The sequence below is a fragment of the Chloracidobacterium sp. genome, from assembly GCA_025057975.1.
In the GTDB taxonomy this organism is placed as follows: Bacteria; Acidobacteriota; Blastocatellia; order Chloracidobacteriales; family Chloracidobacteriaceae; genus Chloracidobacterium.
On record JANWUV010000004.1, the window covers coordinates 34,982 to 60,461 of the forward strand.

A 25,480-nucleotide genomic window follows, 5' to 3' on the forward strand; every position below is an offset into this window, starting at 1 on the left:
CCTTCTCGGAAACCGCTCCAACGCTTGCGAGCGACCTGCATAGGACTACTCGCGCGCACGCACCGTAATTTCCAACACCCATCCTTCCACCGCTGTCGAGACGCGCGCGCGAATCTGCGCCGCACATTCCGTCACCCGCGCCGCTGGAACAACAACCACCACGCGCTCGCCGCCGACCCGCACCGTACCGCCAAACGCGCGAGCGACGGCGGTCGCCTGCCCTATAGCACGTGCCCGATCCGCGACGACTAGCCGCAACGTCACTGGCGCAGTGTTTTCAGCCTCAGCGGACGAAGAACCTGCGCGGGCAGCGGCGGATTCATCGGGTTTCCAAGCGTGCGGCGCAGCAGGGGCGTAAGCGTCAGCCGCTTCTTCCTGGTCTTCCTTGTGAGCTTCCGGTAGCGCGCTGGATGCGCCGGCCGGCGCGGAAGCCGGCGACTTACTCTGACGGGCGAGATCACGTCCGGTGCGCAGCCGCATCCCTTCCGCCACGCCAGCCGATGACGGCGCAGCCGCTGGCGATGGAGCGGGTTCAGCTTGGCCGAGTACAGCCGGCGGACGGGATGTACGTTCCAAAGGGGCTTCGGGGGCGACCGCCGCCGGTGTCGGTTGCGCTGCATCCACTCGTGGTTTTTCGGGCGCATCCTTCCTCTTTGGAGTGTCATTCGGCGCGCGCTCAACCGGCGTACGCTCGGCTGAGGGTGGGGCGGCGGGAGCGGCAGGTGCGACCGGGCCGCCGGCCGGTTCCACCCGCGCTGGCGGTTGTGGCCGCCTTGATTGCGCCACTTCGTCGGACGCCGACGGACGAAACATCCACCACAAACTTCCACCGACAAGCAACGCCAGACAGGCCGCCGCCCCAAGCGCCCAGGCCGGCGACCGAAAGGCAAAGCGCCAACTCGCCCGCCAATCCGACCACCACCGCTTGACCGCCGAACCTGCCGCCGCCGGACGCCGGCCGGCGCGCGCCAAAATCGCCTCGGCCGACGGCCATTCCGCTGGCTCCGGCACTTCCCAGTCCGTCCCGTGCAGCCAAGCCCGCGCCGTCCGCAACTCTTCCAGCGCAGCGCGCGCAACGGCTGAACGCGCCAGCAAGTCTTCCACCTCCCGCCGACGCGCAGCAGGCAAAACACCATCGAGGTAGTCCTCAAACTCGCCGTAAAGCGGGTGGTCGAGCTTGGTTTCCTCCGGCAAAGACGGCATGACGAATCCTCTCTGCGGGCTACACTCTACAAGCCGTAGTCGTCGCCGCCCCCGAAAGGTTCCGGGGCATGATCAACCCAACATGGTTCACAAACCTTGGCGTACTCAGCCCACGGATGTTACTAAGCACGAACAATTCCACGCCCGCGTTCCAGCGGATTTCTCTTCGCCGGGTGAAGCGCGGCGGATTTATACCACGATGAACGAACTTGACGCGCTGCTTGCCGCACTCCATCGCTTCACCTCAGCCGGGCGCCGGACGGCGCTTGCCACGGTGGTGAGCGTCAGCGGTTCCGCCTACCGGCGGCCCGGCGCGCGGATGCTCATTACTGAAACCGGCGAAACGGCCGGCAACGTCAGCGGCGGCTGCCTCGAACAGGACCTGATCAAACGGGCGCAGGCGGTGATCCTGACCGAGAGGCCGCAACTGGTGACGTATGATACGCGCGATGTCGCCGCCGATGCGACGTGGGGCGTCGGCCTCGGCTGTGAAAGCGAGACGCTCATTTACGTCGAGCCGTTTCATCCCGACACCCGCCATCACCCACTTGACCTGTTGGCGCTGGCCGCCGCAACGGGCGAAGACGCTGCGCTGGCGCACGTCTTCCGCGCCGCGGGTGAGTTAGCCGGATGGTGCGGCTTCCGACTGTTGCGTATAGCCGCTACACCACAGGCGGAAGGCGGCTTGGCGGAAGAGGCCGACTGGCTGCGGCATCTGCAGGTCGAGTTGCAAACATGCTTGACCGAGCGCCGCTCGCGCCAGACAACCTTTCGGTCGGCAAGCGGCAGCCTGGAGGCGTTCATTGAATTCCTACCGCCGCCGCTTCAGTTGGTGATTTTTGGCGCAGGCGACGACGCCATCCCGCTCGCGCAAATGGCCACCCAACTCGGCTGGCGCGTCACTGTCGCCGACTGGCGACCTGCTCTTGCTGCGTCGGAACGCTTCCCCACCGCCCGGCAAGTCCTGACGCTGAAAACCCCTGATGAACTGCCGGTGAAGGCGACGGATTGCGTCGTTGTGATGACGCACCACTACCCAAGCGACAAGGCCATCGTCCGCCGTCTGGCGGCCATCCAGCCACGCTATGTCGGGCTGCTGGGACCGCGCCGCCGAACGGCGCGTATCCTCAAGGAACTGGCGGAGGAGGGCGTCGCCGTTCCTGATCAGGTTGTCGCCGACTGGCGTTTTCCGGTCGGCCTCGACTTAGGCGCAGAGACCCCAGCCGAGATTGCGACAGCCATCGTCGCGGAAATCCTAGCCGTCACGCGGCGGCGCAGCGGAATGGCTTTGCGCGACCGGCCGACGCCCATTCACGAACCGATCCCCACATCGCCATGACCCCATCCGCAACGGCGTTCCCTTGTGCAGCTGTGCTGTTGGCGGCTGGTGCAGCGCGGCGGATGGGCGGGCGGCCCAAACTCCTGCTGCCGATTGCCGGCGAATCGCTGCTGCGCCGTGCCGTACGCTTGGCGCGGCAGGTACAGGCTGACCCAATCATTGTCGTCCTCGGTTGTCACGCCGAGCCATACTGTGCGGAGTTGGCGGGTTTGACGGTCACGCTTGTCCACAACCCGGACTGGAGGGATGGGCTAGGTGGTTCCCTGCGCTGCGGCGTCGCGGCGTTGCCAACCGACTGGCCTCCCCAAGCCCTGTTTTTTGTCCTGACCCCTGATCAACCACTGGTTTCAGCCAAACAACTTTTAGCGCTACGGCGTCTGTTAGAGGCCCATCCCAGCGCCACGGCGGCCGCCTGCGCCTACGCTGGGACGGTTGGTGTTCCAGCCCTGTTCCGCTACGTTTGGCGGGCGCGATTGGCGACGGCGCACGGCGAGGTCGGCGCACGGCGCTACTTGGCGGCGTATCAGGGGGAAGTGGCGACGTTGTCCTTCCCCGACGGCGCATGCGACATTGACACCGAAGAAGATTACAGGGCGGCGCTCAACCGCCTCTCTGCGCTTTGGCATGGCCCAACCAACACCTAACCCGGCGTCTCTCCAGCCCGGACTGGTCATCGGCGGTTACCGACTCGAAGCGCCGTTGGCCGCCGACATCGGCGACGCCGCGTGGCGTGCGCAGAGTTTGGCGGATCACGTCATCGTCCGGCTGGATGTGTTTTACGCGACGCCAGCGACCAGTCCGCTGACTCGGACAGCCTTTGCGTTGGCTAAGCTGCCGCCCCATCCCCACGTCGCCCCGGTACTGGATGTCGTCTCCTTAGGTGAGCAGACCTTTCTTGTGACGCCGTACGTTCCCAGTACGCTGGCCGACCTGCCCTGCCCCCTTGAGCCGCCCGAAGTCGTTGCCTATGGACAAGCCCTGCTGGCGGCGCTCCAGTTTCTTCACGACCACCATGTTGTCCACGGCGCGCTGACGCCCCGAAGCGTCGGGTTGGAAGCAGGTCAAGTCAGCGTGCGCGGCTACGGCCTTATGACGGAGCGTCCGCGTCCGGCCGGCGCTTTGGCTTACACCTCGCCGTGGGCGCTGGAAAACCCACCGACGCCGCGCGACGACCTCTGGGCGGCGGGCGTCATCCTGTTCGAGTTGTTGAGCGGCGACCTGCCTTTTCCGCACCATGACCCGGCCGAACTGCGGCTGGCGATTCGGACGCTCTGCCCCGATCCCTTGCCGGGGACGGTTCCGGCGCGTCTGCGGCACATTGTCGCGCATGCGCTCGAACGCCATGAACGGCGGTGCTACGCCTCAGCCGAAGCCATGCGCGAAGAACTCGCCGCCTGCGCCGATGAGCTGACGCAGGACGCCGCGCGTCGGTCGTCCGGCTCATGGCGGTCACTGCCCGTAGAACCAGTCGCACTGCCGCCGCACCACACCGGACGGTGGGCGCTTGTTGGCATTGCGCTTATCAGCCTGCTCATGCTTAGCGGCGTTTGGCTGACCATTCGGCATTTTGAAGGCAAAGACCAGTGGCGCATGACGGCGCGGGAAACCGTCGTCGCGCCAAGCGGCGGTGATTTTTCCACCATCACCGCCGCTGTGAACGCCGCCCGCATCGACGCCCGTATTCTGGTGCGGCCGGGCATCTACCGTGAAACCGTCACGCTGACCAGAAACATTGAAATCGTCGCCGACGGACCACCGGACAGCGTCGTGCTGGAAAGCGACGCCGGGCCGTGCCTGCGCCAGCGGCTTGGCTCGCAGGTCGTTCGCGGGTTGACGTTGCGCAGTACAGAACATCCAGCTGTTCACCTCGATGGGGGGGCGCTGACGCTGGAAGACTGCCGAATCACCGCTGCTCAGGCCGACGGCGTCATGGTCAGCGGCCATGCGGCGCGGCTAACGCTGCGACGCAGCCGTGTCCACAGCGGCGGCGGCCACGGACTGACCGCGACTGCCGGCGCGCAGGTTGAGCTGGTCGAGTGTGACATCGCCGATCAGGCCGGCGACGGCGTACGGCTGGACAACCAAGCTCGACTCATGGCACGTGACAGCCGTTTTGTAGGCAACCGGCAAACCGGCGTCCACGCGCTGGGGAACGCCGCAGCTTGGCTGGACCGCTGCGTCTTGGAACGCAACGGCCGGGCGATGTTTGGTAATGTGCAGGTTGCGCCGTCAGTCGAACCGCGCTGAAATAGCGCTGCGCCGACGCGCTGACTTTGGATCCAAGACGGGCAGGGCCGCCCGCATACCCTATGGCTCTCAACGAAATTTCCTTAGCCGGCAAAGTCGCCATCGTTACTGGCGGCGGACGCGGCATCGGTAAATCCATTACGAAACACTTTGTCGCAGCCGGAGCAAATGTCGTCATCGCCAGCCGCAAGCTCGATGTGTTGAAGGCGACGGCGGCCGAACTCGCCGACGCGCCGGGACGCATTCACTGCGTCGCCTGCAACGTCGGGCGCAAGGAAGACATAGAAAACCTTGTGGCGGAGACGGAAAGCACGTTTGGCCCAGTGGATATCCTGGTCAACAACAGCGCCACGAACATTGGGCAAGGGCCGTCGCTCGATGTGACCGACGAGATGCTTGACAAGATGGTAGATGTCAACGTGAAGTCGGCGCTGCGGCTCATCCGACTGACTGTTCCCAAAATGATTGAGCGCGGGACGGGCGGGGCGATTATCAACGTGGTATCCATCTCTGGCATGCAACCGCAGTATCAGGGGTTGCTCTACAGTTTTACCAAGGCCGGTCTGCTGATGATGACGCGCAACTGGGCGCAGGAGTTCAGCCCGTACGGCGTGCGCGTCAATGCGCTTGCGCCGGGTCTAGTCCGCACCGACTTCAGTGAGTTTTTTTGGAAGAACGAAGCCCTCATGCAACGACTAGGGACAACGCAGCCCATTCCGCGCATCGGTGAGCCGGACGAGATTGGTTTCGCCGCATTGTTTTTGGCCTCGGACAAGGCGTCGTATATGACGGGCCAAGTACTGACGATTGACGGCGGGGCGCTGATTCAACGGGTGCTGTAGGGGTGGCGTCACCGGCGGATGTGTTCAAGGCGCGTTTTGGCTTGATAGGACGGCTCTTTTCCGCGCCGGGGCGCGTCAATCTCATCGGCGAGCATGTGGACTACAACGACGGCGTGGTCTTGCCGGTAGCCATTGACCGGCGAACGCACGTTTGGGCGAGTCCGCGCCGCGACCGGCGGTTGCATGTCATCGCCTACGACTTGGGCGAAGAAGCCGAGCTTGATTTGGACGCGCCGGTACGCCGTACCGGGACGTGGCGCGACTATATCGCCGGTACGGCTTTCCATCTTGAGCAGTCCGGTTTTCGGTTGGTAGGGGCAAACCTGCTGGTAACAAGCGACGTTCCGGTGGGCGCAGGGCTGTCGTCTTCGGCGGCGCTGGAGATCGCGGTTGGGTTTGCATTGTTGGCGACGGCCGGGCGCGAAGTTGACCGTCTGGCGCTGGCGCGCGCCGGACAGGCCGCCGAGCATGATTTTGTCGGGACCCACTGTGGGCTGATGGATCAGTTTGTCGCAGCACACGCACGCGCCGGCTGCGCCGTCCGATTAGATTGCCGGACGAACGCCGCTGACTTCGTGCCGGTGGACACGACGCAGTGCGCGGTAGTGGTGGCGGATACGGGCGTTCGTCACCGGCTGGCGGCGTCGGCGTACAACACACGGCGGCGGGAATGCGAGGCGGCGCTGACAGCGCTCCGACGCAAGCGTCCGGCGCTTGCCGCCTTGCGCGATGTGACGCCAGGCGAGCTGGACGCGACGACGGACGAACTGGATGTGGTGTTGGCGCGGCGCGTCCGGCATGTCGTCACGGAAATTGCGCGAGTGGAGGCGTTCGCACAGGCGTTGGCGGCCGGCGATTGGACGCAAGCCGGCGCGTTGCTGACGGCTTCCCATCGGTCGCTGAAGGAAGACTACGAGGTGAGCTGCCGGGAACTGGACGCGCTAGCGGCGGCGGCGCAGGCCGTTGCAGGCTGCTACGGCGCGCGGATGACGGGCGGCGGGTTCGGCGGCTGTACGGTGAACCTTGTTGCGCCCGCCGCGCTGGAGAGGTTTTTGCATGAAGTTCCGGCCGCGTATGAACGTGCGACCGGGCAGGCGGCACGAGTGTGGGTCGTTACGCCAAGCGACGGCGTTGGTGAAGGCTGGTAAGTCCGAAATCCTCACCTTGGGAGGGCCTTTTCCACAAACGAGGCAGTGACAGACGTTTTGATACCGATCCGACGCTCTATCACCGCTGTGTCTTCCCGGAGCACTTCCGAAGGGAATGGCGCCATGGCCGCGGCGTAGCGCAGTGAGCATCGCGACCTACTCCCACCTTGCGGAGCGGACGGTAGACGACAGCCCAGTGTGGAACGCCGCTGGCGCGCACCACTTGGTGCACCCCTGCAATCCACCCCCGCAGTCGGCGCAAGCAGGCGACAAACTGCCATCCCCGACGGATAGAGCCGGGGGCAGGACGGCTTTGCACCGTGTAGGGCTGTTTGCCTAACGCACGGCGGCCGCTTCTCGCCGCCTCCAGCGAGTTGACGGCTAGGCTTTCTCGGAAAAAGGATTGGGTAAAACATCGCCGCTGCGTCACTGTTTGTTTCGGCACTTCCGTGCGCTAAACGCCTAGGTAGCTTACGACCCGTTGCCGCCGCAAATGTGCTCCTGAAGCGAAACCACACCGATGCCCTACGCCCGGATCATTTGCCGCCTACTGCTCTTGATCGCTGTAGCGCTGTTCTGGACGCCTCCTGCAACGTATGCCCAAGCCGCTAGCCCCATGGCCGTGACGGTCGAGCAGGCCGTCGCCGAAACACTCCAACGTAACCTCAACTTGCTGGCTGAACGCTACGAAATCCCCCGCGCCGAAGCCGAAGTTATCGCCGCCCGCCTGCGCCCCAACCCTGTTCTCAGCCTTGGCGGCGACCACCTTGACCTGCTCGGCACAGGCTACAATGCTATCAACAACGCCGGCCCGGCCGAGTACTCCGCTCGTGTTGACTGGCCGCTGGAACGCCCCTCCAAACGCCGCGCCCGCATTAGCGCCGCCGAGTACGCCCGCGCCGCCGCCGAATACCGCCTGCAAGACGCCATGCGGCGACTGGCGCTTGAGGCCCAACTGGCCTTCGTCGAACTGCAAGCCGCCAAGGAAAGCCTTGCGCTCGCCCGCGCCAACCAGCAAACCTTTGAGGAACTCGTCGCCGTCAACGCCGCCCGCGTTCGCGCTGGCGACCTTGCGCCCATCGAACTGGTTCGCACGCGCGTCTCCGCCGTCCAACTCACACAAGCCGTCACCCAAGCCGAGACCCGGTGGCGTGTCGCACAAAACCGGCTTCAAACCCTAATGGGGCGCGCCGAGGCGCTCGATGTCTTTGAGGCCGTCGGCGACATGCGCCGCGATCCGCCGCCGCCCAGCCTGTCGCCCCTGCTCGCTAAAGCTCTTGACCAACGACCGGACCTGCGCGCGCTCCGCGCCGACCAAGCCCGGACGCTGGCCGACCTCAAACTGCAAATCGCGCAAGGCAAGATTGAGTACACCGTCGGCGTTGAGTACCGCCGGCAGCAGGGTCTCGCCGGGACGGGCAACTCGCTGGGCCTGTTTCTGTCGCTTCCGCTGACGATTTACGACCGCAACCAAGGCGGGATTGCCCGCGCCCAAGCCGAGGTTCACCAGACCGAACGCCGCATCGCCGCCCTCGAACGTGAACTGCGCGCCGAACTGGAAGCCGCCTACCTGCAATGCCGCGCCGCCGACGCAGTACTCAAGAGCTATGAGGGCGGCCTGCTTGAACAAGCGCGCGACGTGCTGGAAGTCACCGAGTACGCCTACCGACGCGGCGAGGCCAGCTTCGTCGAATTCCTTGACGCCCAGCGCACCTACAACGAAACCATGCAAGGCTACATTGACGCGCGGGCGGAGTACGCCCGCCTGCGTTTCACGCTTGACCGTCTGGCTGCGGAGGCGCTGCCATGACCAACCGCAAAGCGCTTGCACCGCTTCTCGGCCTGTTGTGCCTCATCGCCCACGGTTGCCACACATCGCCGCCCACGCCGTCGCGCGCCGCGTCGGACAAAGCCCCCGAATGGCTGCGCGAAGTGCGCGTTGAACCGGTTACGCTGTCGCCCGTTCCCCGCGACGAAGTCATTGCGCCGGGCAAAGTCGAACTTGATCCAAACCGCATCGCGCGCGTCATGCTGCCGCTGCCGGGCCGCATCACCGACGTACGAGTGCGTGTCGGCGACGCGGTACGCGCCGGACAACCGCTGGTGACGCTTGAAAGCCCAGACGTAGCCGAAGCCGTCGGCGCGCTACGCCAAGCCGAGGCCACGCTCGTGCAGGCGCGCGCCGGTCTGGCGCAGGCCGAAGCCGCCCTTGCCAAGGCTGAACAGGACGCCGAACGCGCCAAAGACCTCTATGAACATCGCGCCATTGCCCAGAAGGAAGTTCTCGCCGCCGACAACGTCGTGGTGCAGTCGCGCGCGGCGGTCGAACAGGCGCGCGCCGTCGTGGCGCAAGCTGAGGCTGGCCGCGAACAGGTGCGCCGCCGCCTCGAAACCCTTGGGCTGGACGCCGGCGGGCGCGAGCAGCGCATCACTGTGCGCGCGCCGCTCACCGGCAAGGTGCTGGAACTCGCCGTCGTGCCGGGCGAGTACCGGACGGACACCTCGGTGTCGTTGATGACCGTCGCCGACCTAAGCCGGCTGGTCGTGACGGCCAATGTCCCAGAAGCGAACCTCTATCTGGTGCAGGTTGGCGAGCGGGTGGATGTTGAGCTGACGGCGTTTCCTAACCGGCGTTTTACGGGGCGCGTCGTCCGCATCGCCGACACGATTGATCCGCAAACGCGAACAGCCCGCGTTATCGTCGAACTGACGGCAGGCGCCCAACAGCTGCGGCCAGATATGTTCGCTCGCCTGCGCCTCGCCGACGAGCCGACGCCCCTGCCTGTTGTGCCGAAATCGGCCGTCGTCGAACGCGAGGGTGTCACTGGCGTGTTCGTCGAGCGCGAACCGGGTAAGTTCGACTGGCGGCCGGTGCGCGTCGGCGTCACGACCGGCGACCGCGTCGCCATTCTCGAAGGGCTGACAGCGAATGAGCGTGTGGTCGTGGGCGGGACGATGCTGCTTTACCGAAACTGACTGCCCAACAACGAATTGCTTCTCAAGCGGAGTGAGGCGGCGGCAATGATTGAACTTCCGAATCTGGCGCTGCGCCACCGTCCGGCCGTACTGGCGATAGCGCTGTTGCTGGTCGGCGCAGGTGTCTGGGCTTTTCAAAACCTCAAAGTTGAAGCCTACCCGGACATTTCCGACACCGGCGTGGTTGTTATTACCCAGTTTCCGGGCAACGCCGCCGAAGAAGTCGAGCAACAAGTCACCATCCCCATCGAACGCGCCCTGAACAACACGCCCAAGGTCATCGGGCGGCGGTCGCGGACGATTTTTGGTCTCTCGGTTGTCGAGCTGACCTTTGAAGACGGTGTGGACGACTATTTTGCCCGGCAACTCGTACTGGAGCGACTGCGCGACGCTGAGCTTCCGGAGGGGGTCCAACCCGGACTCGGGCCGCTTACTTCCGGCATCGGCGAAATGTACCGCTACCGATTGGACGGCCCGCGGCTCTCGGAAATGAAGCTGCGCGAAATTCAGGACTGGGTGGTGTTGCCGCGCTTGCTCCAAGTGCCCGGCGTGGCGGATGTGGCCACCTTCGGCGGGTTGGTCAAGACCTATCTCGTAGAACTCGACCCGCTCAAGCTTGAAAAGTTTGCGCTCACGGCTAAGCAGGTCGCTGACGCCATCAGCGCCAACAACCGCAACGCGGGCGGCGGAGTCGTGGACAATCAGCAGCAAAGCCTCGTCGTGCGCGGCGTCGGACTGGTGCGCTCACGGCAGGACATTGAACGCATCGTTATCGGCGCGTTCAACGGCGTCCCGCTGTTTGTCCGCGATGTGGCGCAAGTCAGCGTCGCGCCGGCGCTGCAAACCGGCGTGTTCGGCTATAACGACGTATCGGGCGGCGTCGAGGGCATTGTCCTACTGCGTCGCTGGGAAAACCCAAGCGACACGCTGGCGGCCCTCAAGGAAGCCATCGCCGAACTCAACGCGCAACTGGCGCCGCAGGGCGTTCAACTCGTGACAGTGTATGACCGAGGGGAACTGGTTGCCAACACGCTGCGCACTGTATCGCGGACGCTCATCGAGGGTCTCATCATCGTTATGCTGGTGCTGTTTTTCTTTCTAGGCGACGTACGGGCGGCGCTCCTGACGGCCGTCACCATCCCGTTGTCGCTGCTCTTCGCTTTCCTGTGCCTGAAACTGGTTGGTATTCCGGCCAACCTGCTGAGTCTGGGGGCGCTCGACTTCGGCATCATCGTGGACGGAACGCTTGTCATGGTAGAGCACATTGTTCACTGGCTGGTGGGCGACGCCGACCGACGGCGGAGCGTTTTCGAGACGGTCCGCCGCGCCGCGCTCGGCATTGAGCGGCCGGTCTTTTTCTCGCTGGTAATTCTGATTTGCGCCTATTTGCCGCTGTTCACGATGGAGCGGGTGGAGTATCGGCTGTTCGGCCCAATGGCCTTCACGGTCTGTAGCGCCCTGCTGGGGGCGCTCATCCTGTCGCTGACGCTGACGCCTGTGCTGGCGAGTTACTGGTTTGCGCGCGGCGCGCGCGCATGGGAGAACCCGGCCGTCGAATGGTTGCGGCGCGGCTACGCCGCTGCCTTGAAGGCGACACTGGCGCGGCCACGCCTGACGTTAGCGGTTGCGGCGGCGGTTGTGGCGGCTGGTCTTGGGATTGGTATGCGACTTGGGACGGAATTTCTGCCGCAACTCGATGAGGGGGTGATCTGGATTCGCGCCAACCTGCCGCCCGGCATTTCGCTGACGGAATCGGCCCGGACAGCAAGCCGCATGCGCGATATTATTCGGGAATTTCCTGAAGTGTCGCTGGTCATTTCCCAAAGCGGTCGCAACGACGACGGGACGGACCCCTTCGGCCCAAACCGCAACGAACTGTTGGTCAACTTACATCCGTATGAAACGTGGCGGTCCGGGCGCACCAAGGCACAGTTGGTGGCCGAGATGTCGCAGCGGCTGGAGGCCGCCATTCCCGGCGCGACGTTCAACTTCACGCAGCCGATCATTGACACCTCCACCGAGATGGCGACCGGCTCCAGCGCCGATTTGGCCGTCATCATTCGCGGTCCCGACCTCAAGCAACTGCGCGCGCTGGCCAAGGACGCGCTGGACGTGATTCGGCGAGTTCCGGGCGCGGCGGACAGTTCCATCGAACAGGAAGCCGATCAGCCGCAACTGCGCCTGCGCATCAATCGGGAGGAAGTGGCGCGGTATGGCGTCAACGTCGCCGACGTACAGGACTTGATTGAACTTGCCATCGGCGGGCGGACAGTCGGCGCGGTGTTTGAGGGCGAGCGACGGTTCGACATCGTGGCGCGCTATCTGCCCGATGCCCGCGCGAACGCAGCGACCATCGGCAAGCTGCTGGTCCCGACGGCTGACGGGGGGCGTGTGCCGCTGGCGCAACTGGCGGAAATCGCCGTGGTTGACGGCGCGAGCATCATCGCTCGACGTGAAAATCAACGGCAAATCACGGTACGGACGAATATCCGCGGGCGTGATCAGGGCGGGTTCGTCGCCGAGGCGCAAAAGGCTTTCGCCAAAAGCATTGCCTTGCCGGAAGGCTACACGGTCGAGTGGGGTGGACAGTTTGAGAACCTGACACGGGCGCGGGCGCGGTTGACCATCGTCTTGCCGGTGACGCTGGCGATCATCTTCGGCCTACTGTTTCTGACGTTCGGCCGGGCGCGCGACGCGCTCATCGTGCTGGCGAGCGTTCCTTTCGCGCTGGTCGGCGGGCTGGTTGCGCTATGGCTGCGCAACATCAACCTAAGCGTTTCGGCGGCGGTGGGTTTTATTTCGCTTTTCGGCGTAGCGGTTATGAGCGGCGTCTTGGTCGTGTCGGAAATCAACCGCCTGCGTGAAGCCGAAGGCTTGGCGATGGATGACGCCGTCTTCACCGGCGCATGCAATCAGATGCGGCCTGTGCTGATGATGCTCATTGTGGCGCTGCTGGGGATGATTCCCGCTGCGCGAGCCGTCGGGATTGGATCGGATGTGCAGCGCCCATTAGCGACGGTCGTTGTCGGCGGTCTGTTTTCGGCGCTGGTGCTGACGTTGCTGGCGCTGCCGAGCCTTTACGTCGTTGTCGCCGGCAAGCGGCGGACAGCTCCATCGCCGCTAGAGGCAACAACGCCGCCAGTATAACGACTGGAACGAGTCGCCGCGTAGTTGAGCCATGCCCTGTGAAGCGCGTCAATGGCTTGGCGCGCGGGATGACCCAGCGGCTGAAGAAGCCTTACCGACTAACGACCATCGTGCGTGTCTGGAAAGTAAGTCAGTTGCTGGGTAACACGACGAGCGTTGGGCAACGCGCCAGCCATTCAACCGCCAGCGTCGCTCCCATCGCCAGTAGTACAGTGACGGCGATGAGACCGTCCATCGCCGCCCACTGCGCGCCGACGCCGCCCAGCGCGGCTCCAATCACTGCGCCGACGCCTAACAGCACCGAATAGACGCCCATCGTCGCACCGCGCCCAGCCTGCTCTCCGACCGCCTCCGCCAAAAGCGCCAGCGCCGTTGGCGTAAAACCGCTTTCGACCATGATGGCCAGCGCCGTGCCGCCGCCGATGAGCCACCGAACAGCCGGTGGTTGATCGCCAGCGTGATTGAGCGCGTAAAAGCCAAGACAAGCGAGGAAAAGTCCGCCCAGCGCCATACGCAGTACTGTGACGCGCCGAAACCGGTGCAGGACGAAGCTCCAGCCGGCGACGCCCGTTCCAAAAACCAGCGCGTAACCAAACAGCGCCCATCCGACGCCGTCGGGATTGTCGGAGAAGACGCCAGTAAGAAACTGTCCGCGTCGCTCCGGCAGCGTCAGCAAAAACGGTAGCGTTGACCCCAACCAAACGCCGACCATCGCGTTGACGCAGACCCAAGCCGGCGCGAGGCGACGCAACATAGGCGAAGCTAATGCGCCACGTAACCCCGCCCAGGCGTTTGTCGGCCGTCCTCGTCCCTGTGCGCCATAAAGGAACAAGCCCGCCGCAACAATGTACAACCCAGCGACCGCTGAAAATCCCCAGACGCCAACGGTGCGCCACAGAAAACCAGCGAAGACGCCGCCAAAGGCAAGGCCGCCCAGCAGGGAAATCTCAAAGAAGCTCATGGTCTTGCCACGTCGAACATCATCCGTCGCCGTCGCTTCCGTCAGAAACGCCAGAACGGAAGGCGTCGTCGCCGCGACAGACAAGCCCTCTAAGGCGCGCGCGAGAAAAAACACGGCGACCAGTCCGCTCAACCCAAACAACTGGACAGCGAACGCGCCGAGTAGCGCACCGAATGTCATCATCGTACGTGGCGTCCGAGCGTCGGCTAGCATTCCCATCGGGAGCGCACCGACCAGTTCCGCGCCAAAAGCGACCGCTGTCAGCGCCCCGACGATTCCAGCGTTGTAGGCGGATCCCTGAGCGACAAGCGCCGCCAAGTACAAACCAATCAAGACGCCTCCGGTCGCGCCGGCGATGCGCATCAGGGCGTTCCCAAGCAAGACGGCAGCCAGGGCGGAGGCAGGCGGTTTCGTCATGCCGGCGCACTTAGTCCCGTGCGAATGAAGCCAAGGTGCATGTCCGTGTGCCGGACGTACAACGCAAAGATTTCAGCGACGGTCGCCGTTCCCCACGGGACGGGGATCGGCAGGGCGAGTTGATCATCGGTAAGCCGTTCAAGCAGGGCGAGGGTCTGAGCGCGTACGGCGCGGGCCATCGCCGCCAGTTCTTCAAAGGTTTTGTCGCGTTGTTTCAGAATCCACTGATCGTTGAGCGCGTGAACCGCCGCCATTGCTTCTTCACGTGAACGGTTTGGAGCGGCGGTCAGCGGCGGCGTAGCGACGGGTGGTTCGGCCAAAGCTTGTTCAATCGTTTGGTTGAAATACTGCTCGACGCCGATCAGGTGTGCAAAGTGATCACAGGGCGTCCAGCGGATGTCGGGATTGGCGCGACTGGGTTTGAGTGGACGGAGACGCTGGTCGGTGGGGAGTGCCGTGAGTTCAGCAAGGGCGGTTTCCAGACTTTGCTTCAGCGAGGCAGTCAGGGCGGCGCGCGACAAGTCAGACAGAGGTGTACCCATAAGTGTCAGGTTTCCGGCATCGTGGAGTTCGGAGACGGCGACGCCATCGTAGTGGGTGCCCGCCAGTTTGTGGAGGGCGTTCGCGCTTGCGGTGATTTAGGACTTTGGCGCGGCTTTGCGTTGCGGCGGGCGTCCCGGACGCGGCGGCCTGATGAGGATAAGACGCGCCCCGTGCGGAGGGACAAGCGCCGCAAACATTTGGTCGAAAACGCCAACGTCGCGCCGTTGCCAGACATCGCGGACGGCGCAGCGGCCACGTAGCCCCAAATCGCTCCATTTGGCCGTCACGGTTTGCCTCTCCTCGCTGCGATTGAACAAACCAACGGCCAACCGACCGTCCGCCAGCGGACGCGCCCAGACTTCCGTCCCGTCGGCGGCGGCATCCCGGCGCGTCGCCGCAACGCCCAACTCGTCTTGGTCAATGGCGATCACTTCGGGATTGGTCAACAGCCGGCGCGTGAATTCATTGAGCTGCGTCAGGTCGCAGCCCAGCATTAGCGGCGCGGCCAGCAGCGCCCACAGGGTCACATGCGTAATTTGCTCATCCGGTGTCAACCGCGTTGGGCGCGTCTGTTCGCCCCAGCCGACGACGCCGACCACCAGCATATCAGGATCGTTCCAACCGCCGGGACCGGCAAAGCGCGCCAGCGGCGAGTGCTGAAACCCAATCGCCGAAACGCTGGCCCACGTGTCTTCGATATCACTGGTTGTCCGCCAGAGGTTACCCCTGATTGCCGGATTGCGCGCCCATGTCCAAACTTCGCCCATGCCATATTGACAGATGGCATAAACGATGTCGCGGTCGGTTTTGTCGAGCGCCGCCCGCATCACGGCGTACGGCCGCTGCAACGCTTCCGGCGTCTTCTGACGGGCGATGCCTTCATAGGAACACCAGTCATGCTTGAGGTAATCCACACCCCACTTGGCGTAGAGCTGGGCGTCGGCCTCTTCGTGTCGCCAGCTTCCAACGTAGCGCCCACAGGTGAACGGCCCCGGTGAGGTGTAAATGCCAAACAACAAACCCTTTGCGTGCAGAAAGTCGCCCAGCGCCGCCATGTCCGGGAAACGCTCATTGGGCTGCATCGTTCCGTCCGGCGTACGTCGTCCCTGCCAGCCGTCGTCAATGCACACATAGCGGTACCCGCATGCTGCCAAGCCGGTTTGTTCAAGGGCTTCCGCCGCTGCGCGCACCTTGGCGTCGGAGACGCTCGTTCCCCAAACGTTCCACGAGTTCCAGCCCATCGGCGGCGTCAGCGCCAGTTTGTTCTTCCCGGTGACAATCCGCAGGGTCGCCCGCGCCGCGCCGTACCGGTTGCGCACCGTGACGACAACCGGCGTCGTGCCTTCCTTGGCGACCTTGCCGCGAATTATTCCAGTCGCCGCATCGAAGCTCAGGCCCTCAGGGAGATTTGTCGCCGTGTAGGTCAACGGCGCGGCACCAGTCGCCGGAATGCGGTAGATAAACTCGTGGCCGGGCGTTGTTCCAACCACGCGCGGGCCGTTGATGCGTGGCGTCGGTTCGTCGTTGGCCGCGATGTCGGGATAGCTTGGCTCCACGGCGGCTTTCACCGGTATTTCCGGCGTCGGCAGCTGCTCCACCGCCAGTAGGGCGCGTTGAGCCTTCGGCCCTGGCGTCGCCCCCAAACTCAGCAGACACAAGCCGGTGAATATACAAAGCCTTCTCACAAGCACGACCTTCCGAATGACCGGAAAAATCCTGATAGGTGCAGACTTTACCCACCCAAAGCGAGAGACGCCAATGCGCCGACCGACTTGGCGCAGGGTTGCCGGGGTTGGGCGGATGCGAAGCGGTGTGTGCAGACACCTGACCAAAGGTGGACAAGCCTGAGAAACGGGTTCAGAATACCGCCCATACTTCTCCGGCCGCCGCGCCACTGAACGGCGTCAAGATGGCGTCGCAGAAGCCGGGCGTCCTGGCGCGGAAGTTGTACGGCACATGTCGGGCGGGTACGCGCTGACGGTGGAGGCATAGGTTGGGTGCAGAGGCAGAGGAAAACGATGGAAGACTTGGCGCGATTGAAAGCAAAGCAACAGGCGCGGCCGGCGGCGACGCGCGTCGAAGCGGAACGTCGGGCGCAGCTGACCGTGGAAGCCCAAACCGAGGCGGAACGCCGAGCAAAAGAGGCGCTGATGGCGCAGTTGGCTCGACTTCGCGCCCAACTAGGATTGCCGCCGGAGGCCGACCAACACGAGTCGCCGTTGACAATCTGAATCCCGGCCACGCTAAGGCGCAGCCGGCGCTTCCGCCTCGCCTTCCAGCAGCGCCAGCAGGCCGGCTTCATCGAGGATAGGGACGCCGAGCGCCTGCGCTTTAGCGAGCTTTGAGCCGGGATTGTCGCCGACAACAACGTAATCCGTCTTTTTGCTCACGGCGCTGGTGACGCGCCCACCAGCCGCCTCGATACGCGCTGTAGCTTCCTCGCGCGTCAGCGTCGGAAGCGTCCCTGTCAGAACAAACTGTTTGCCGCTCAAACGCGCGGCGGCGGTTGGGCGGGTTGTCTCCAAGCGCGTTACGACGCCCGCCGCTTCCAGCCGCGCAAGCATTTGTTGGTGTCGCTCGTCGGCGAACCATGCGCGAATGCGCTGCGCCGTCGCCGGGCCAATGTCCCGTACGGCCATTAGGTCTTCTTCAGACGCCGCCGCCAGCGCCGCCAACGAACCAAAGTGCTGCGCCAGCAGTTGCGCCTTGCGCCGTCCGACATCGGGAATCCCCAGCGCAAACAGGAGGCGTTCGAGGCCGGCTGTTTTGCTGCGCTCGATTTGCGCCATGAGGTTTTGCGCCGATTTGTCGCCGAGTCGTTCCAGCGCGGCGACCTGTTCCGCCGTCAGGGTATAGAGGTCGGCGCAGTCGGCGACGAGGCCCTCTCGCACCAGCTTGTCCACCACGACCTCGCCCAACCCCTCAATGTCCATCGCGGTGCGCGCAGCGAAGTGCTGCAACGTCTGCCGAAGCTTGGTCGGACAGTGCATTTCCGGACAGCGCCACGCGACCTCGCCCTCCGGGCGCACCAGCCGTACCTGCCGGTCGGGACAGCCCGGACACCATTCCGGGACGACAATCGGCATCTCTGCACCGGTTCGCTCGGCCGTAACGACGCCAACGACCTGCGGGATGATGTCGCCGCTTTTCTCGACAATCACGCGATCCCCCAGCCGTACGTCAAGCCGCCGAATCTGGTCTTCGTTGTGCAACGACGCGCGCGCAACCGTCGTCCCTGCCACAAACACCGGTTCAAGTTCGGCGACGGGCGTCAGCGTGCCTAGCCGTCCAACCTGCCACGTCACACCGCGCAGGCGCGTCTGCGCCTGCATCGGCGCAAACTTGTAAGCGATAGCCCAGCGCGGCGCTTTGGCCGTCTCGCCGAGTTCCTGCTGTACACGGACTTGATTGACCTTGACCACGACACCGTCCGTGTCGTAGTCGCGCGTCGCGCGTTGGCTTTCCATCTCGGCGCAATACGCCAGAACCTCGTCTAAGGTCTTGCACCGGCGCGCATGTGGATTGACCGGAAACCCTGCCCTTTGCAGCCAGTTCAGACTTTCCCAGTGCGTCTCAAACGGCTTGACGCCGTTGGCGAACAACTCGTAACAGAACATCGCCAGCCCGCGACTTGCCACAACACGGGGGTCGAGCAGTTTCATCGTCCCGGCGGCGGCGTTACGCGGATTAACGAAGGTTTTCTCTCCCTCGGCTTCAAGCGCCGCATTGAGCTGCTGAAAGGCGGACAGCGGTAAATAAACCTCACCGCGCACCTCTACGTCCGCCGCAAGCGGGTCGGTCAACCGCAGCGGAATTTGGCGAATCGTCCGCGCATTGTCCGTCACTAGGTCGCCTGTCGTCCCGTCGCCGCGCGTGACGGCCTCCGTCAGCAGGCCGCCGGTGTAGCGCAACGACAAACTCAAGCCGTCAATTTTGAGTTCCGCCACGTAGTCAAACGCCCCGTCGTAAATCCGTCGGCAGCGGGCTTCCCATTCGCGGAGTTCTTCGGGTGAATAGACATTCTCCAGCGACATCATCCGAATCCGATGCGCGACGGACTTAAATCCTTCACTAGGGCGTCCGCCGACACGCTGCGTCGGGCTATCGGGCGTCACAAGGTCGGGAAACGCAGCTTCCAGCGTCTGAAGCCGCTTGAGGAGTTGGTCGTACTCGTAGTCCGAAATGACCGGCGCGTGTTGCTGGTAGTACAGCTCGTCGTGGCGCGCAATTTCGGCGCGCAGCGCCATGATGGCTCGTTGCGCCTCATCGCGCGTCAACGGCCAGTCATTAGAGAACGCAGGTTGTTGGTCGGGCATAGTTTTCGCCCTACTGCGGCGCTTTAGTTGTCGGCCAGCAGTTGGTCAATCGCTTGTTGGAGAGCTTCCTCGGTGAGCGACGTAACGACGAAAATTTCCTGAACGCTGCCGCTGGAGCGTGCTTGAAGCTTGAAGCCGCCGACGATTGGCACTGTTACCCGAATCGTCAGCGGCGTTGGGCGTCCCTTGGCCTGCGCCAGCCGGCCCGGTGTGACGGTCTTGACGCCGGGCACGGCGCACAGGCGTGTCAGAACCGGAATGAGACCAGGAATATGCGTTGAGTGATTCCACACCAAACGTCCCGCCGTCGTCTCTTGGGTTTTCTTCTTGGCCATAACCGCCCCTCCCCTGACCTCACGTGGGACGCTGATTGTACTACACCAGCGCCATTGGCTTAGGCTGCTTCGGATCGCTGTAGTCGTAAAAACCACGTCCGGTTTTGCGTCCCAGCCAGCCGGCCGCCACCATGCGCGTCAGCAACGGCGGCGGCGCAAAGCGCCGTTCCCGAAACGCTTCGTACATGGCGTTGGCGACGCTGAGCAGGACATCCAGCCCCACCAAATCGTTGAGCATGAGTGGTCCCATTGGATGTCCGGCACCCAACTTCATTGCCTGATCAATGTCGGTAATGGAGCCGACGCCCTCTTCCAGCGCTCGAATGGCGTCAAGCGAGTAGGGCACCAGCAGACGATTGACAATAAAGCCGGTCTTGTCGGTCGCCTGCACCGGCGTCTTGCCGATAGCCCGCGCAAAGGCCGTGACCTGCTCGACGACGGCGGCGTCCGTCAGAAACGACCGGACGACCTCCACAAGCGCCATCCGAGGGACGGGATTGAAAAAATGCAGCCCGACGAAGCGGGCCTGCCGCGCAGGTGAGACGACGCTGGCCATGTGCGTAATCGAAAGCGACGACGTGTTGCTGGCGAAAATTGTCTCCGGGCGACACAACTCGTCTAGACGGCGGAAAAGCGCCTGTTTGGTGTTGAGGTCTTCGACGACGGCCTCAATAACCAAATCGCAGTTCGCCAGCGCCGAAAGCTCCGTCGTTCCACGCAGCCGTTGCTGCGCCGCGTCTTTGTCGGCGTCGGCGATGACGCCTTTTTCAACCAACTTCGACAACGCCGAAACGATGGTCGTGAAGCCGCGTTGTAGGCGGTCATCGTCCGCCTCGACTACAACCACTTCGTAACCGGCTTGCAGAATCGTTTGTGTAATGCCGGCGCCCATCGTGCCGCAGCCGACGACGCCGATTTTGCGAAACTCCGTCATGTGGAATGATTCCTTTCGATGCAATATACCGACTGATTGCCGTAAAAGCCGCTGTCGGTTTGGTCCCCGATTGCTATGGCCAAACTCGATTCCACTGAAATGAGGTCCAAACGCTTTATGGGCGCTTATACCGATGAACACGCCAAGAAGGGACTCGACGCCCCCTTGCCGGCCATCGAGTGCTGGGCCAATCAGTTTCCGAACTACCGAATTACGATTCGCATCCCAGAGTTTACGTCCGTGTGTCCGCTTACGGAGCAGCCGGATTTTGGGACGGTGACGATTACGTACGTTCCCCGCGACCGCTGTCTGGAGCTGAAGTCACTGAAGCTTTACATCCAAGCCTACCGGCAGCTTGGGATTTTTTACGAAAACGCGATTAATCGCATTCTGCGCGATGTGGTGGCCGCCTGCGACCCCATAGAGTGCACCGTCACCGGCGATTTCAGGCCGCGCGGCGGCATCAGCTCGTTGATCGAAGTGACCTACAAGGCGACGCCAACTTCTCAGACCCAAGGAGGACCTAACCAATGACCGCCCCCGCCCCACAAAGCGTTCGGGAACGTGTCTCACCGGAAGAATGGCAGGCGCGGGTTGACTTGGCGGCGATGTACCGCCTGACCGCGCTCTTCGGCTGGGACGACCTCGTGTTTACGCACATTTCCATGCGCGTACCGGGCGAAGACCATCACTTCCTCATCAACCCCTACGGCCTGTTGTTTGAGGAGGTGACGGCTTCCAACTTAGTCAAGATTGATCTAGACGGGCGCATCGTGATGGAGACGCCTTACCGCATCAATCCGGCCGGTTTTACAATTCACGGCGCCATTCACGCGGCGCGTGAAGACGCCAAGTGCGTTTTTCACACCCATACGCCGCACGGGATCGCCGTCGCTGCTCAAGCCGACGGCCTGCTGCCTATTTCCCAGCAGTCGTTGTTCGCCCTTGCCACGATTGGGTATCACGACTACGAGGGCGTGGCGCTCAACGAAGACGAAAAGCCGCGTCTCGTCGCCGACCTGGGTGACAAGCAAATTCTCATCCTGCGCAATCACGGTCTGCTGACGGTCGGCCGGACGGCTGCTGAAGCCTTCCTGCTGATGTACATTGTGGAGAGCGCTTGCCGCATCCAGATTCTTGCGCAGTCCGGCAGCAAGTCGCTGGTGACAATCCCCGCACCAATTCTGCACGGCATTCGCGCACAGGCGGCGCAGGTGACCCATGGCTTGGGCGCGGATTTGGTCTGGCCAGGCTTGCTGCGCAAGCTTGATCGGTTGGACGACTCATACCGCACATGACGCAAGGTAGAGGACGGCGAGCTTCTCCAGAGACCCTGAAGCTTTGCGCAAAGGCTTCAACATCGGGTCGGACAAAGCAAAGTGGCTTGTGCGTGTGATTCGCTGTCATATATCAGTGCCATCATGACGCGATTTGAAGGGATCGGAACAAGGCGGCTAAAGAATAAAGCACAATGTTCCTTTCTCGCAGGCACAGTTAGTTCACTTTCCGAGAGGAGGCGCTGGTGGTTTCTATGTGTTGGCGTGTGGCAGGGCCACCGCCGCACACCAGATCACTTGACGTTGCTTCACCAACGACAGCAAATGCGTTTGAGCCTTTTAGTGAAAAACCCGGCAAGAGAGGAATGACCATGGTGGCGTCGTGGCTTATTGCACTAACCGCAGCCTATCTCATCGGCGGCGTGCCTTTTGGCTTCCTCATTGCCAAAGCCGTCACTGGGGAAGACGTGCGGGCGTCGGGGTCAGGAAGCACTGGGGCGACAAACGTTGTCCGCAAAGCAGGTTTGGCTGCTGGGCTGGCGACCTACGCGCTGGATGTCGCTAAGGGCAGTGCGGCGTTGTGGACGGCTGCCCACCTGCTGGAACCGGCGTCGCGCCAGGCGCTGGGCGCAGCGGGCTTAGCCGCCGTCGTCGGTCATATATTCCCTGTGTACCTTGGGTTTCGCGGCGGCAAGGGCGTCGCCGTCGGCGTCGGGGTCTTTCTTGTGCTATCGCCGCTCGCCACGCTGACAGCGCTGGTTGTCTGGGGCGTAACGTTTGTCCTGACGCGCACCGTGTCGCTCGGTTCGTTGCTCGGTGTGCTAACGTTGCCGCTTGGCGTTTGGGTGTGGGACGGCCAGTGGCTGGGTTATCCCCGTCAAGTTTGGCTGCCGACGCTTGTCTGGGCCGTTGTCATCGGTCTGGTCATTATTGCGCGCCACAGCGGCAACTTGCGGCGGTTATACCACGGAACGGAAGCTGCTTTTGGCCGGCCGCGTTTGCACCTGACGCCGCCGCGCGATTCGTGAGCCTATGTCAAATACCGTACTCATCGTGGACGACGAAGCGACGTTTCGTCTGGTGTTCAAGAAAATCTTGGCCAAAGCCGGTTACAACGTTCTGGAAGCCGCCGACGGCGAGGCCGGGCTGTGTCAAGCCGACGCGGTCTTGCCGGGCGTGATTTTGCTCGACTGGATCATGCCCGGCCTTGACGGCCCGGAAGTCTGTCGCCGCATTCGTGCCAACGCCAAGCTCAGCGAAAGCCAGATCATTATGCTGTCGTCGCGCAGCGAACTTGACGATCGCGTCCAAGGGCTGGAAGCCGGCGCGGATGATTATCTGGTCAAACCCTGTGAAACGAAGGAACTGCTGGCGCGGGTCCGCAGTGCGATGCGCATCCACGAACTCAAGCATCAACTTCGTGAGAAGGCGATGCAGCTTCAGGAGACCGTCGCCAAGCTCGAAGAACTGGCGCACCAGCGCGAGGAGTTTACGGCCGTCCTTGTCCACGACATCCGCTCGCCGCTGGCAACTGTCTATGGCGCGTTGGAACTGACCGAACTGCGCGCTGAAGAAGCTGGGATTCTAGACGACAATCTGCGTTCCATTTTTCAGCACGGCTACCGCACTCTTGACCACATCACAAAACTCGTCAACGAAGTTCTAGACTTTTCCAAAGTGGAAGCTGGCGGCGCGACGCTCGACCTTGACTGGGTTCCTATCGCCGAGCTTGTTCAGGACGCCGCCGCGCAAATTTCACTCAGCGCTGAACGCAAGGGTCTTAAGCTGCGCGTGGACTGTCCGCCGGATTTACCCAAACTGTTGCTAGACCGGGACAAGATGCTGCGCGCCGTCGGCAATCTGCTCTCCAACGCCGTTAAGTTCACTCCCGAAGGCGGCACGGTGACCTTGCGCGCTGAGCGCTTTGAAGGCACGGGTCTCAATGCCGGCAAGGCCTTTGTCGCCATTCACGTTGAAGACACCGGCCCCGGCATTCCCGCAAAGGATTTACCGTACATTTTCAATCCCTACTACCAAGCCCGGCGACGCACGCGCCAGTTGGGGACGGGACTGGGCCTCGCCATTGTGCAGCGCATCACCGCCGCGCACGGCGGTCAAGCGACTGTGCAGAGCACGGAAGGCGTCGGTACGGCGTTCACCCTCACGCTGCCGGTAACACTGGCTTGCGCGTTAGAGGAGCGTCCTCAGCCGCCTGTGCGTGGCGACGACACGGCGGCCGATTGACAACATCCTCCGTTATCGTCAATGATTCGTCCGTCATAACGGATGCTTTGACAACCTGACGTGGCGATTTAGGCGACTTGCTCCACGCTAAAAACTGCTAAAGCGCCGGTGGATTCCGACCGTGAACGCCCCGTACGCTTTGGGCAAAGCGTACGGGGCGAACGACTTTGACGCTACGTCAGGCCACTTCACGGAGGACGCCCCGATGTCGAACTATCACTTCGATACGCTGGCTATTCACGGCGGCTACGCGCCGGAAGCGACGACCAAGGCCCGCGCGCTGCCCATCTACCAGACGACTTCCTACCAGTTTGACGACGCCGACCACGCTGCGCGTCTGTTCGCCCTCAAAGAGTTTGGGAACATCTACACGCGGCTGATGAACCCGACAACCGATGTGTTTGAGAAGCGGATTGCGGCGCTGGAAGGCGGTGTAGGGGCGCTGGCGACGGCATCGGGTCAGGCGGCGGAGACGCTGACAATTACGACCATTGCCAGCGCCGGCGACAACATCATTTCGACGAATTCACTCTACGGCGGCACCTACAACCTTTTTCGCTACACGCTGCCCAAGCTGGGCATTACTGTAAAGTTTGTGGACGCCGACGACTTCACCGGCCTTGAGGGGCTAATAGACGAACGCACCAAAGCCATCTACTCCGAAACGCTGGGCAATCCGAACCTGCTTGTAACTGACATTGAGCGGTTGGCTGAGATTGCCCATCGGCACGGAATACCACTCATCATTGACAACACGGCCGCGTCGCCGGCGCTATGCCGCCCAATTGCGCACGGCGCGAACATTGTCATTGAAAGCGCCACGAAGTTCATCGGCGGCCATGGCACAAGCATCGGCGGCGTTATTGTTGACGGCGGTAACTTCGACTGGAAGGCGTCCGGTCGCTTTCCCGACTTCACGACGCCTGATCCGTCTTACCACGGTATTGTTTATACGGAAGCCTTCGGCAATCTGGCGTTCATCATCAAGGCGCGGGTACAGGGCTTGCGCGATATGGGCGCAGCCATGTCGCCGTTTAACGCTTTTCTGCTCGCGCAGGGCACGGAGACGCTCTCGCTGCGGATGGCGCGGCATTCCGAAAACGCCCTCGCCGTAGCAAAGTTCCTCAAGGACCATCCGCAGGTGGCCTGGGTCAACTATCCGGGGCTGGCGGAAGGCGAGCAGAAGGCGCGGGTTGAAAAGTACCTCCCGAAGGGCGCCGGCGCCCTTGTGACCTTCGGCATCCGTGGCGGCTACGAAGCCGGCAAGCGGTTCATCAACTCGGTCAAGCTGTTCAGCCTACTGGCCAACATCGGTGACGCTAAATCACTGGTCATCCATCCGGCTTCGACCACGCACTCACAGCTTTCAGAAGAGGAACAGCGGGCGACGGGTGTTACGCCGGAGATGATTCGGCTTTCCATTGGCATTGAAGACATCCGCGACATCATTGCCGATCTCGAAAACGGCCTGCGTAGTGCAGTAGTTGCGGAAACGGCGTCCACGGCGCAGGCGGCTACGGCATGAGTCTCTCCAAGCTTCGTCGGCGGAGG

The 25,480-nt window shown here is 63.0% G+C and carries 22 protein-coding genes; 15 read left to right on the plus strand and 7 right to left on the minus strand.

The window, feature by feature from the left end; translation table 11 throughout:
- Positions 1–45 precede the first annotated feature (45 nt).
- Positions 46–1,203 carry a hypothetical protein gene (locus NZ585_04405; protein MCS7079278.1) on the minus strand — a complete coding sequence of 386 codons (1,158 nt, stop codon included), beginning with the start codon at positions 1,201–1,203 and terminating at the stop codon, positions 46–48.
- An 82-nt stretch (positions 1,204–1,285) separates the two neighbouring features.
- On the opposite strand from NZ585_04405, the gene NZ585_04410 reads away from it, so the two are divergent.
- The 9 genes from NZ585_04410 to NZ585_04450 all read left to right on the plus strand — a co-directional run bounded on the left by NZ585_04410 (position 1,286) and on the right by NZ585_04450 (position 12,902).
- On the plus strand, positions 1,286–2,542 hold the full coding sequence (locus NZ585_04410) for an XdhC family protein (GenBank protein MCS7079279.1): 1,257 nt from the start codon (positions 1,286–1,288) through the stop codon (positions 2,540–2,542).
- Complete coding sequence (locus tag NZ585_04415) at positions 2,539–3,186, plus strand: nucleotidyltransferase family protein (GenBank protein ID MCS7079280.1); 648 nt, start codon at positions 2,539–2,541, stop codon at positions 3,184–3,186. The genes NZ585_04410 and NZ585_04415 overlap by 4 nt, the downstream gene beginning before the upstream one ends.
- Positions 3,167–4,789 carry a right-handed parallel beta-helix repeat-containing protein gene (locus tag NZ585_04420; protein MCS7079281.1) on the plus strand — a complete coding sequence of 541 codons (1,623 nt, stop codon included), beginning with the start codon at positions 3,167–3,169 and terminating at the stop codon, positions 4,787–4,789. The genes NZ585_04415 and NZ585_04420 overlap by 20 nt, the downstream gene beginning before the upstream one ends.
- Before the next feature lie 62 nt (positions 4,790–4,851).
- Positions 4,852–5,631: an SDR family oxidoreductase gene (locus NZ585_04425; GenBank protein MCS7079282.1), complete on the plus strand. Its 780-nt coding sequence runs from the start codon at positions 4,852–4,854 to the stop codon at positions 5,629–5,631.
- Between the two features lie 2 nt (positions 5,632–5,633).
- Positions 5,634–6,779, plus strand: coding sequence for a galactokinase (galK, locus tag NZ585_04430; GenBank protein MCS7079283.1), 1,146 nt, complete (start codon positions 5,634–5,636; stop codon positions 6,777–6,779).
- 142 nt (positions 6,780–6,921) lie between these two features.
- Positions 6,922–7,119, plus strand: a complete 198-nt coding sequence (locus NZ585_04435) for a hypothetical protein (GenBank protein ID MCS7079284.1) — start codon at positions 6,922–6,924, stop codon at positions 7,117–7,119.
- Positions 7,120–7,299: 180 nt separating this feature from the next.
- Positions 7,300–8,589, plus strand: coding sequence for a TolC family protein (locus tag NZ585_04440; GenBank protein ID MCS7079285.1), 1,290 nt, complete (start codon positions 7,300–7,302; stop codon positions 8,587–8,589).
- Positions 8,586–9,755, plus strand: a complete 1,170-nt coding sequence (locus NZ585_04445; protein MCS7079286.1) for an efflux RND transporter periplasmic adaptor subunit — start codon at positions 8,586–8,588, stop codon at positions 9,753–9,755. Before NZ585_04440 ends, NZ585_04445 begins: the two co-directional genes overlap by 4 nt.
- A 45-nt stretch (positions 9,756–9,800) precedes the next feature.
- The gene (locus NZ585_04450; protein MCS7079287.1) at positions 9,801–12,902 is read left to right on the plus strand and encodes a CusA/CzcA family heavy metal efflux RND transporter; all 3,102 of its coding nucleotides are present in this window, start codon (positions 9,801–9,803) and stop codon (positions 12,900–12,902) included.
- Between the two features lie 130 nt (positions 12,903–13,032).
- On the opposite strand, the gene NZ585_04455 is transcribed toward NZ585_04450, so the two are convergent.
- The 3 genes from NZ585_04455 to NZ585_04465 all read right to left on the minus strand — a co-directional run bounded on the left by NZ585_04455 (position 13,033) and on the right by NZ585_04465 (position 16,508).
- On the minus strand, positions 13,033–14,280 hold the full coding sequence (locus NZ585_04455) for an MFS transporter (GenBank protein ID MCS7079288.1): 1,248 nt from the start codon (positions 14,278–14,280) through the stop codon (positions 13,033–13,035).
- Positions 14,277–14,822 carry a DinB family protein gene (locus NZ585_04460; protein MCS7079289.1) on the minus strand — a complete coding sequence of 182 codons (546 nt, stop codon included), beginning with the start codon at positions 14,820–14,822 and terminating at the stop codon, positions 14,277–14,279. Before NZ585_04460 ends, NZ585_04455 begins: the two co-directional genes overlap by 4 nt.
- Positions 14,823–14,918: 96 nt before the next feature.
- Positions 14,919–16,508, minus strand: a complete 1,590-nt coding sequence (locus NZ585_04465; GenBank protein MCS7079290.1) for a putative Ig domain-containing protein — start codon at positions 16,506–16,508, stop codon at positions 14,919–14,921.
- 333 nt (positions 16,509–16,841) lie between these two features.
- Between NZ585_04465 and NZ585_04470 the strand changes: the two genes are divergently transcribed.
- A complete protein-coding gene (locus NZ585_04470; GenBank protein MCS7079291.1) occupies positions 16,842–17,054 on the plus strand; it encodes a hypothetical protein in 213 nt (70 codons plus the stop codon).
- Positions 17,055–17,066: 12 nt separating this feature from the next.
- Here NZ585_04470 and ligA read toward each other — a convergent pair whose 3' ends face one another.
- The 3 genes from ligA to NZ585_04485 are packed head-to-tail and all read right to left on the minus strand — an operon-like array spanning position 17,067 to position 20,408.
- A complete protein-coding gene (gene ligA / locus NZ585_04475; protein MCS7079292.1) occupies positions 17,067–19,139 on the minus strand; it encodes an NAD-dependent DNA ligase LigA in 2,073 nt (690 codons plus the stop codon).
- A 23-nt stretch (positions 19,140–19,162) separates the two neighbouring features.
- A complete protein-coding gene (locus NZ585_04480) occupies positions 19,163–19,474 on the minus strand; it encodes a DUF2103 domain-containing protein (protein ID MCS7079293.1) in 312 nt (103 codons plus the stop codon).
- A gap of 40 nt (positions 19,475–19,514) precedes the next feature.
- On the minus strand, positions 19,515–20,408 hold the full coding sequence (locus NZ585_04485) for a 3-hydroxybutyryl-CoA dehydrogenase (protein ID MCS7079294.1): 894 nt from the start codon (positions 20,406–20,408) through the stop codon (positions 19,515–19,517).
- A 75-nt stretch (positions 20,409–20,483) separates the two neighbouring features.
- Between NZ585_04485 and queF the strand changes: the two genes are divergently transcribed.
- From queF to NZ585_04510, 5 genes are all read left to right on the plus strand, one after another.
- The gene (queF, locus tag NZ585_04490; GenBank protein MCS7079295.1) at positions 20,484–20,942 is read left to right on the plus strand and encodes a preQ(1) synthase; all 459 of its coding nucleotides are present in this window, start codon (positions 20,484–20,486) and stop codon (positions 20,940–20,942) included.
- Positions 20,939–21,706 (plus strand): class II aldolase/adducin family protein, encoded by a 768-nt coding sequence (locus NZ585_04495; GenBank protein MCS7079296.1) that lies wholly within the window; start codon positions 20,939–20,941, stop codon positions 21,704–21,706. Before queF ends, NZ585_04495 begins: the two co-directional genes overlap by 4 nt.
- A 353-nt stretch (positions 21,707–22,059) precedes the next feature.
- Positions 22,060–22,713: a glycerol-3-phosphate 1-O-acyltransferase PlsY gene (gene plsY / locus NZ585_04500; GenBank protein ID MCS7079297.1), complete on the plus strand. Its 654-nt coding sequence runs from the start codon at positions 22,060–22,062 to the stop codon at positions 22,711–22,713.
- Between the two features lie 4 nt (positions 22,714–22,717).
- Positions 22,718–23,929: a response regulator gene (locus NZ585_04505; protein MCS7079298.1), complete on the plus strand. Its 1,212-nt coding sequence runs from the start codon at positions 22,718–22,720 to the stop codon at positions 23,927–23,929.
- Between the two features lie 205 nt (positions 23,930–24,134).
- Positions 24,135–25,454 (plus strand): O-acetylhomoserine aminocarboxypropyltransferase/cysteine synthase, encoded by a 1,320-nt coding sequence (locus tag NZ585_04510; protein MCS7079299.1) that lies wholly within the window; start codon positions 24,135–24,137, stop codon positions 25,452–25,454.
- The last annotated feature ends 26 nt before the right edge of the window (positions 25,455–25,480 follow it).

What these genes read in the sequence shown, in the direction of transcription:
- ligA (MCS7079292.1), bottom strand. Translation starts at nt 19,139, where the DNA reads ATGCCCGACCAACAACCTGCGTTCTCTAATGACTGGCCGTTGACGCGC.
- NZ585_04455 (MCS7079288.1), bottom strand. Translation starts at nt 14,280, where the DNA reads ATGACGAAACCGCCTGCCTCCGCCCTGGCTGCCGTCTTGCTTGGGAAC.
- NZ585_04460 (MCS7079289.1), bottom strand. Translation starts at nt 14,822, where the DNA reads ATGGGTACACCTCTGTCTGACTTGTCGCGCGCCGCCCTGACTGCCTCG.
- NZ585_04425 (MCS7079282.1), top strand. Translation starts at nt 4,852, where the DNA reads ATGGCTCTCAACGAAATTTCCTTAGCCGGCAAAGTCGCCATCGTTACT.
- NZ585_04415 (MCS7079280.1), top strand. Translation starts at nt 2,539, where the DNA reads ATGACCCCATCCGCAACGGCGTTCCCTTGTGCAGCTGTGCTGTTGGCG.
- NZ585_04505 (MCS7079298.1), top strand. Translation starts at nt 22,718, where the DNA reads ATGTCAAATACCGTACTCATCGTGGACGACGAAGCGACGTTTCGTCTG.
- NZ585_04480 (MCS7079293.1), bottom strand. Translation starts at nt 19,474, where the DNA reads ATGGCCAAGAAGAAAACCCAAGAGACGACGGCGGGACGTTTGGTGTGG.
- NZ585_04450 (MCS7079287.1), top strand. Translation starts at nt 9,801, where the DNA reads ATGATTGAACTTCCGAATCTGGCGCTGCGCCACCGTCCGGCCGTACTG.
- NZ585_04485 (MCS7079294.1), bottom strand. Translation starts at nt 20,408, where the DNA reads ATGACGGAGTTTCGCAAAATCGGCGTCGTCGGCTGCGGCACGATGGGC.
- NZ585_04440 (MCS7079285.1), top strand. Translation starts at nt 7,300, where the DNA reads ATGCCCTACGCCCGGATCATTTGCCGCCTACTGCTCTTGATCGCTGTA.
- NZ585_04410 (MCS7079279.1), top strand. Translation starts at nt 1,286, where the DNA reads ATGGTTCACAAACCTTGGCGTACTCAGCCCACGGATGTTACTAAGCAC.
- NZ585_04405 (MCS7079278.1), bottom strand. Translation starts at nt 1,203, where the DNA reads ATGCCGTCTTTGCCGGAGGAAACCAAGCTCGACCACCCGCTTTACGGC.
- NZ585_04495 (MCS7079296.1), top strand. Translation starts at nt 20,939, where the DNA reads ATGACCGCCCCCGCCCCACAAAGCGTTCGGGAACGTGTCTCACCGGAA.
- queF (MCS7079295.1), top strand. Translation starts at nt 20,484, where the DNA reads ATGGCCAAACTCGATTCCACTGAAATGAGGTCCAAACGCTTTATGGGC.
- NZ585_04470 (MCS7079291.1), top strand. Translation starts at nt 16,842, where the DNA reads ATGGAAGACTTGGCGCGATTGAAAGCAAAGCAACAGGCGCGGCCGGCG.
- NZ585_04420 (MCS7079281.1), top strand. Translation starts at nt 3,167, where the DNA reads ATGGCCCAACCAACACCTAACCCGGCGTCTCTCCAGCCCGGACTGGTC.
- NZ585_04445 (MCS7079286.1), top strand. Translation starts at nt 8,586, where the DNA reads ATGACCAACCGCAAAGCGCTTGCACCGCTTCTCGGCCTGTTGTGCCTC.
- NZ585_04510 (MCS7079299.1), top strand. Translation starts at nt 24,135, where the DNA reads ATGTCGAACTATCACTTCGATACGCTGGCTATTCACGGCGGCTACGCG.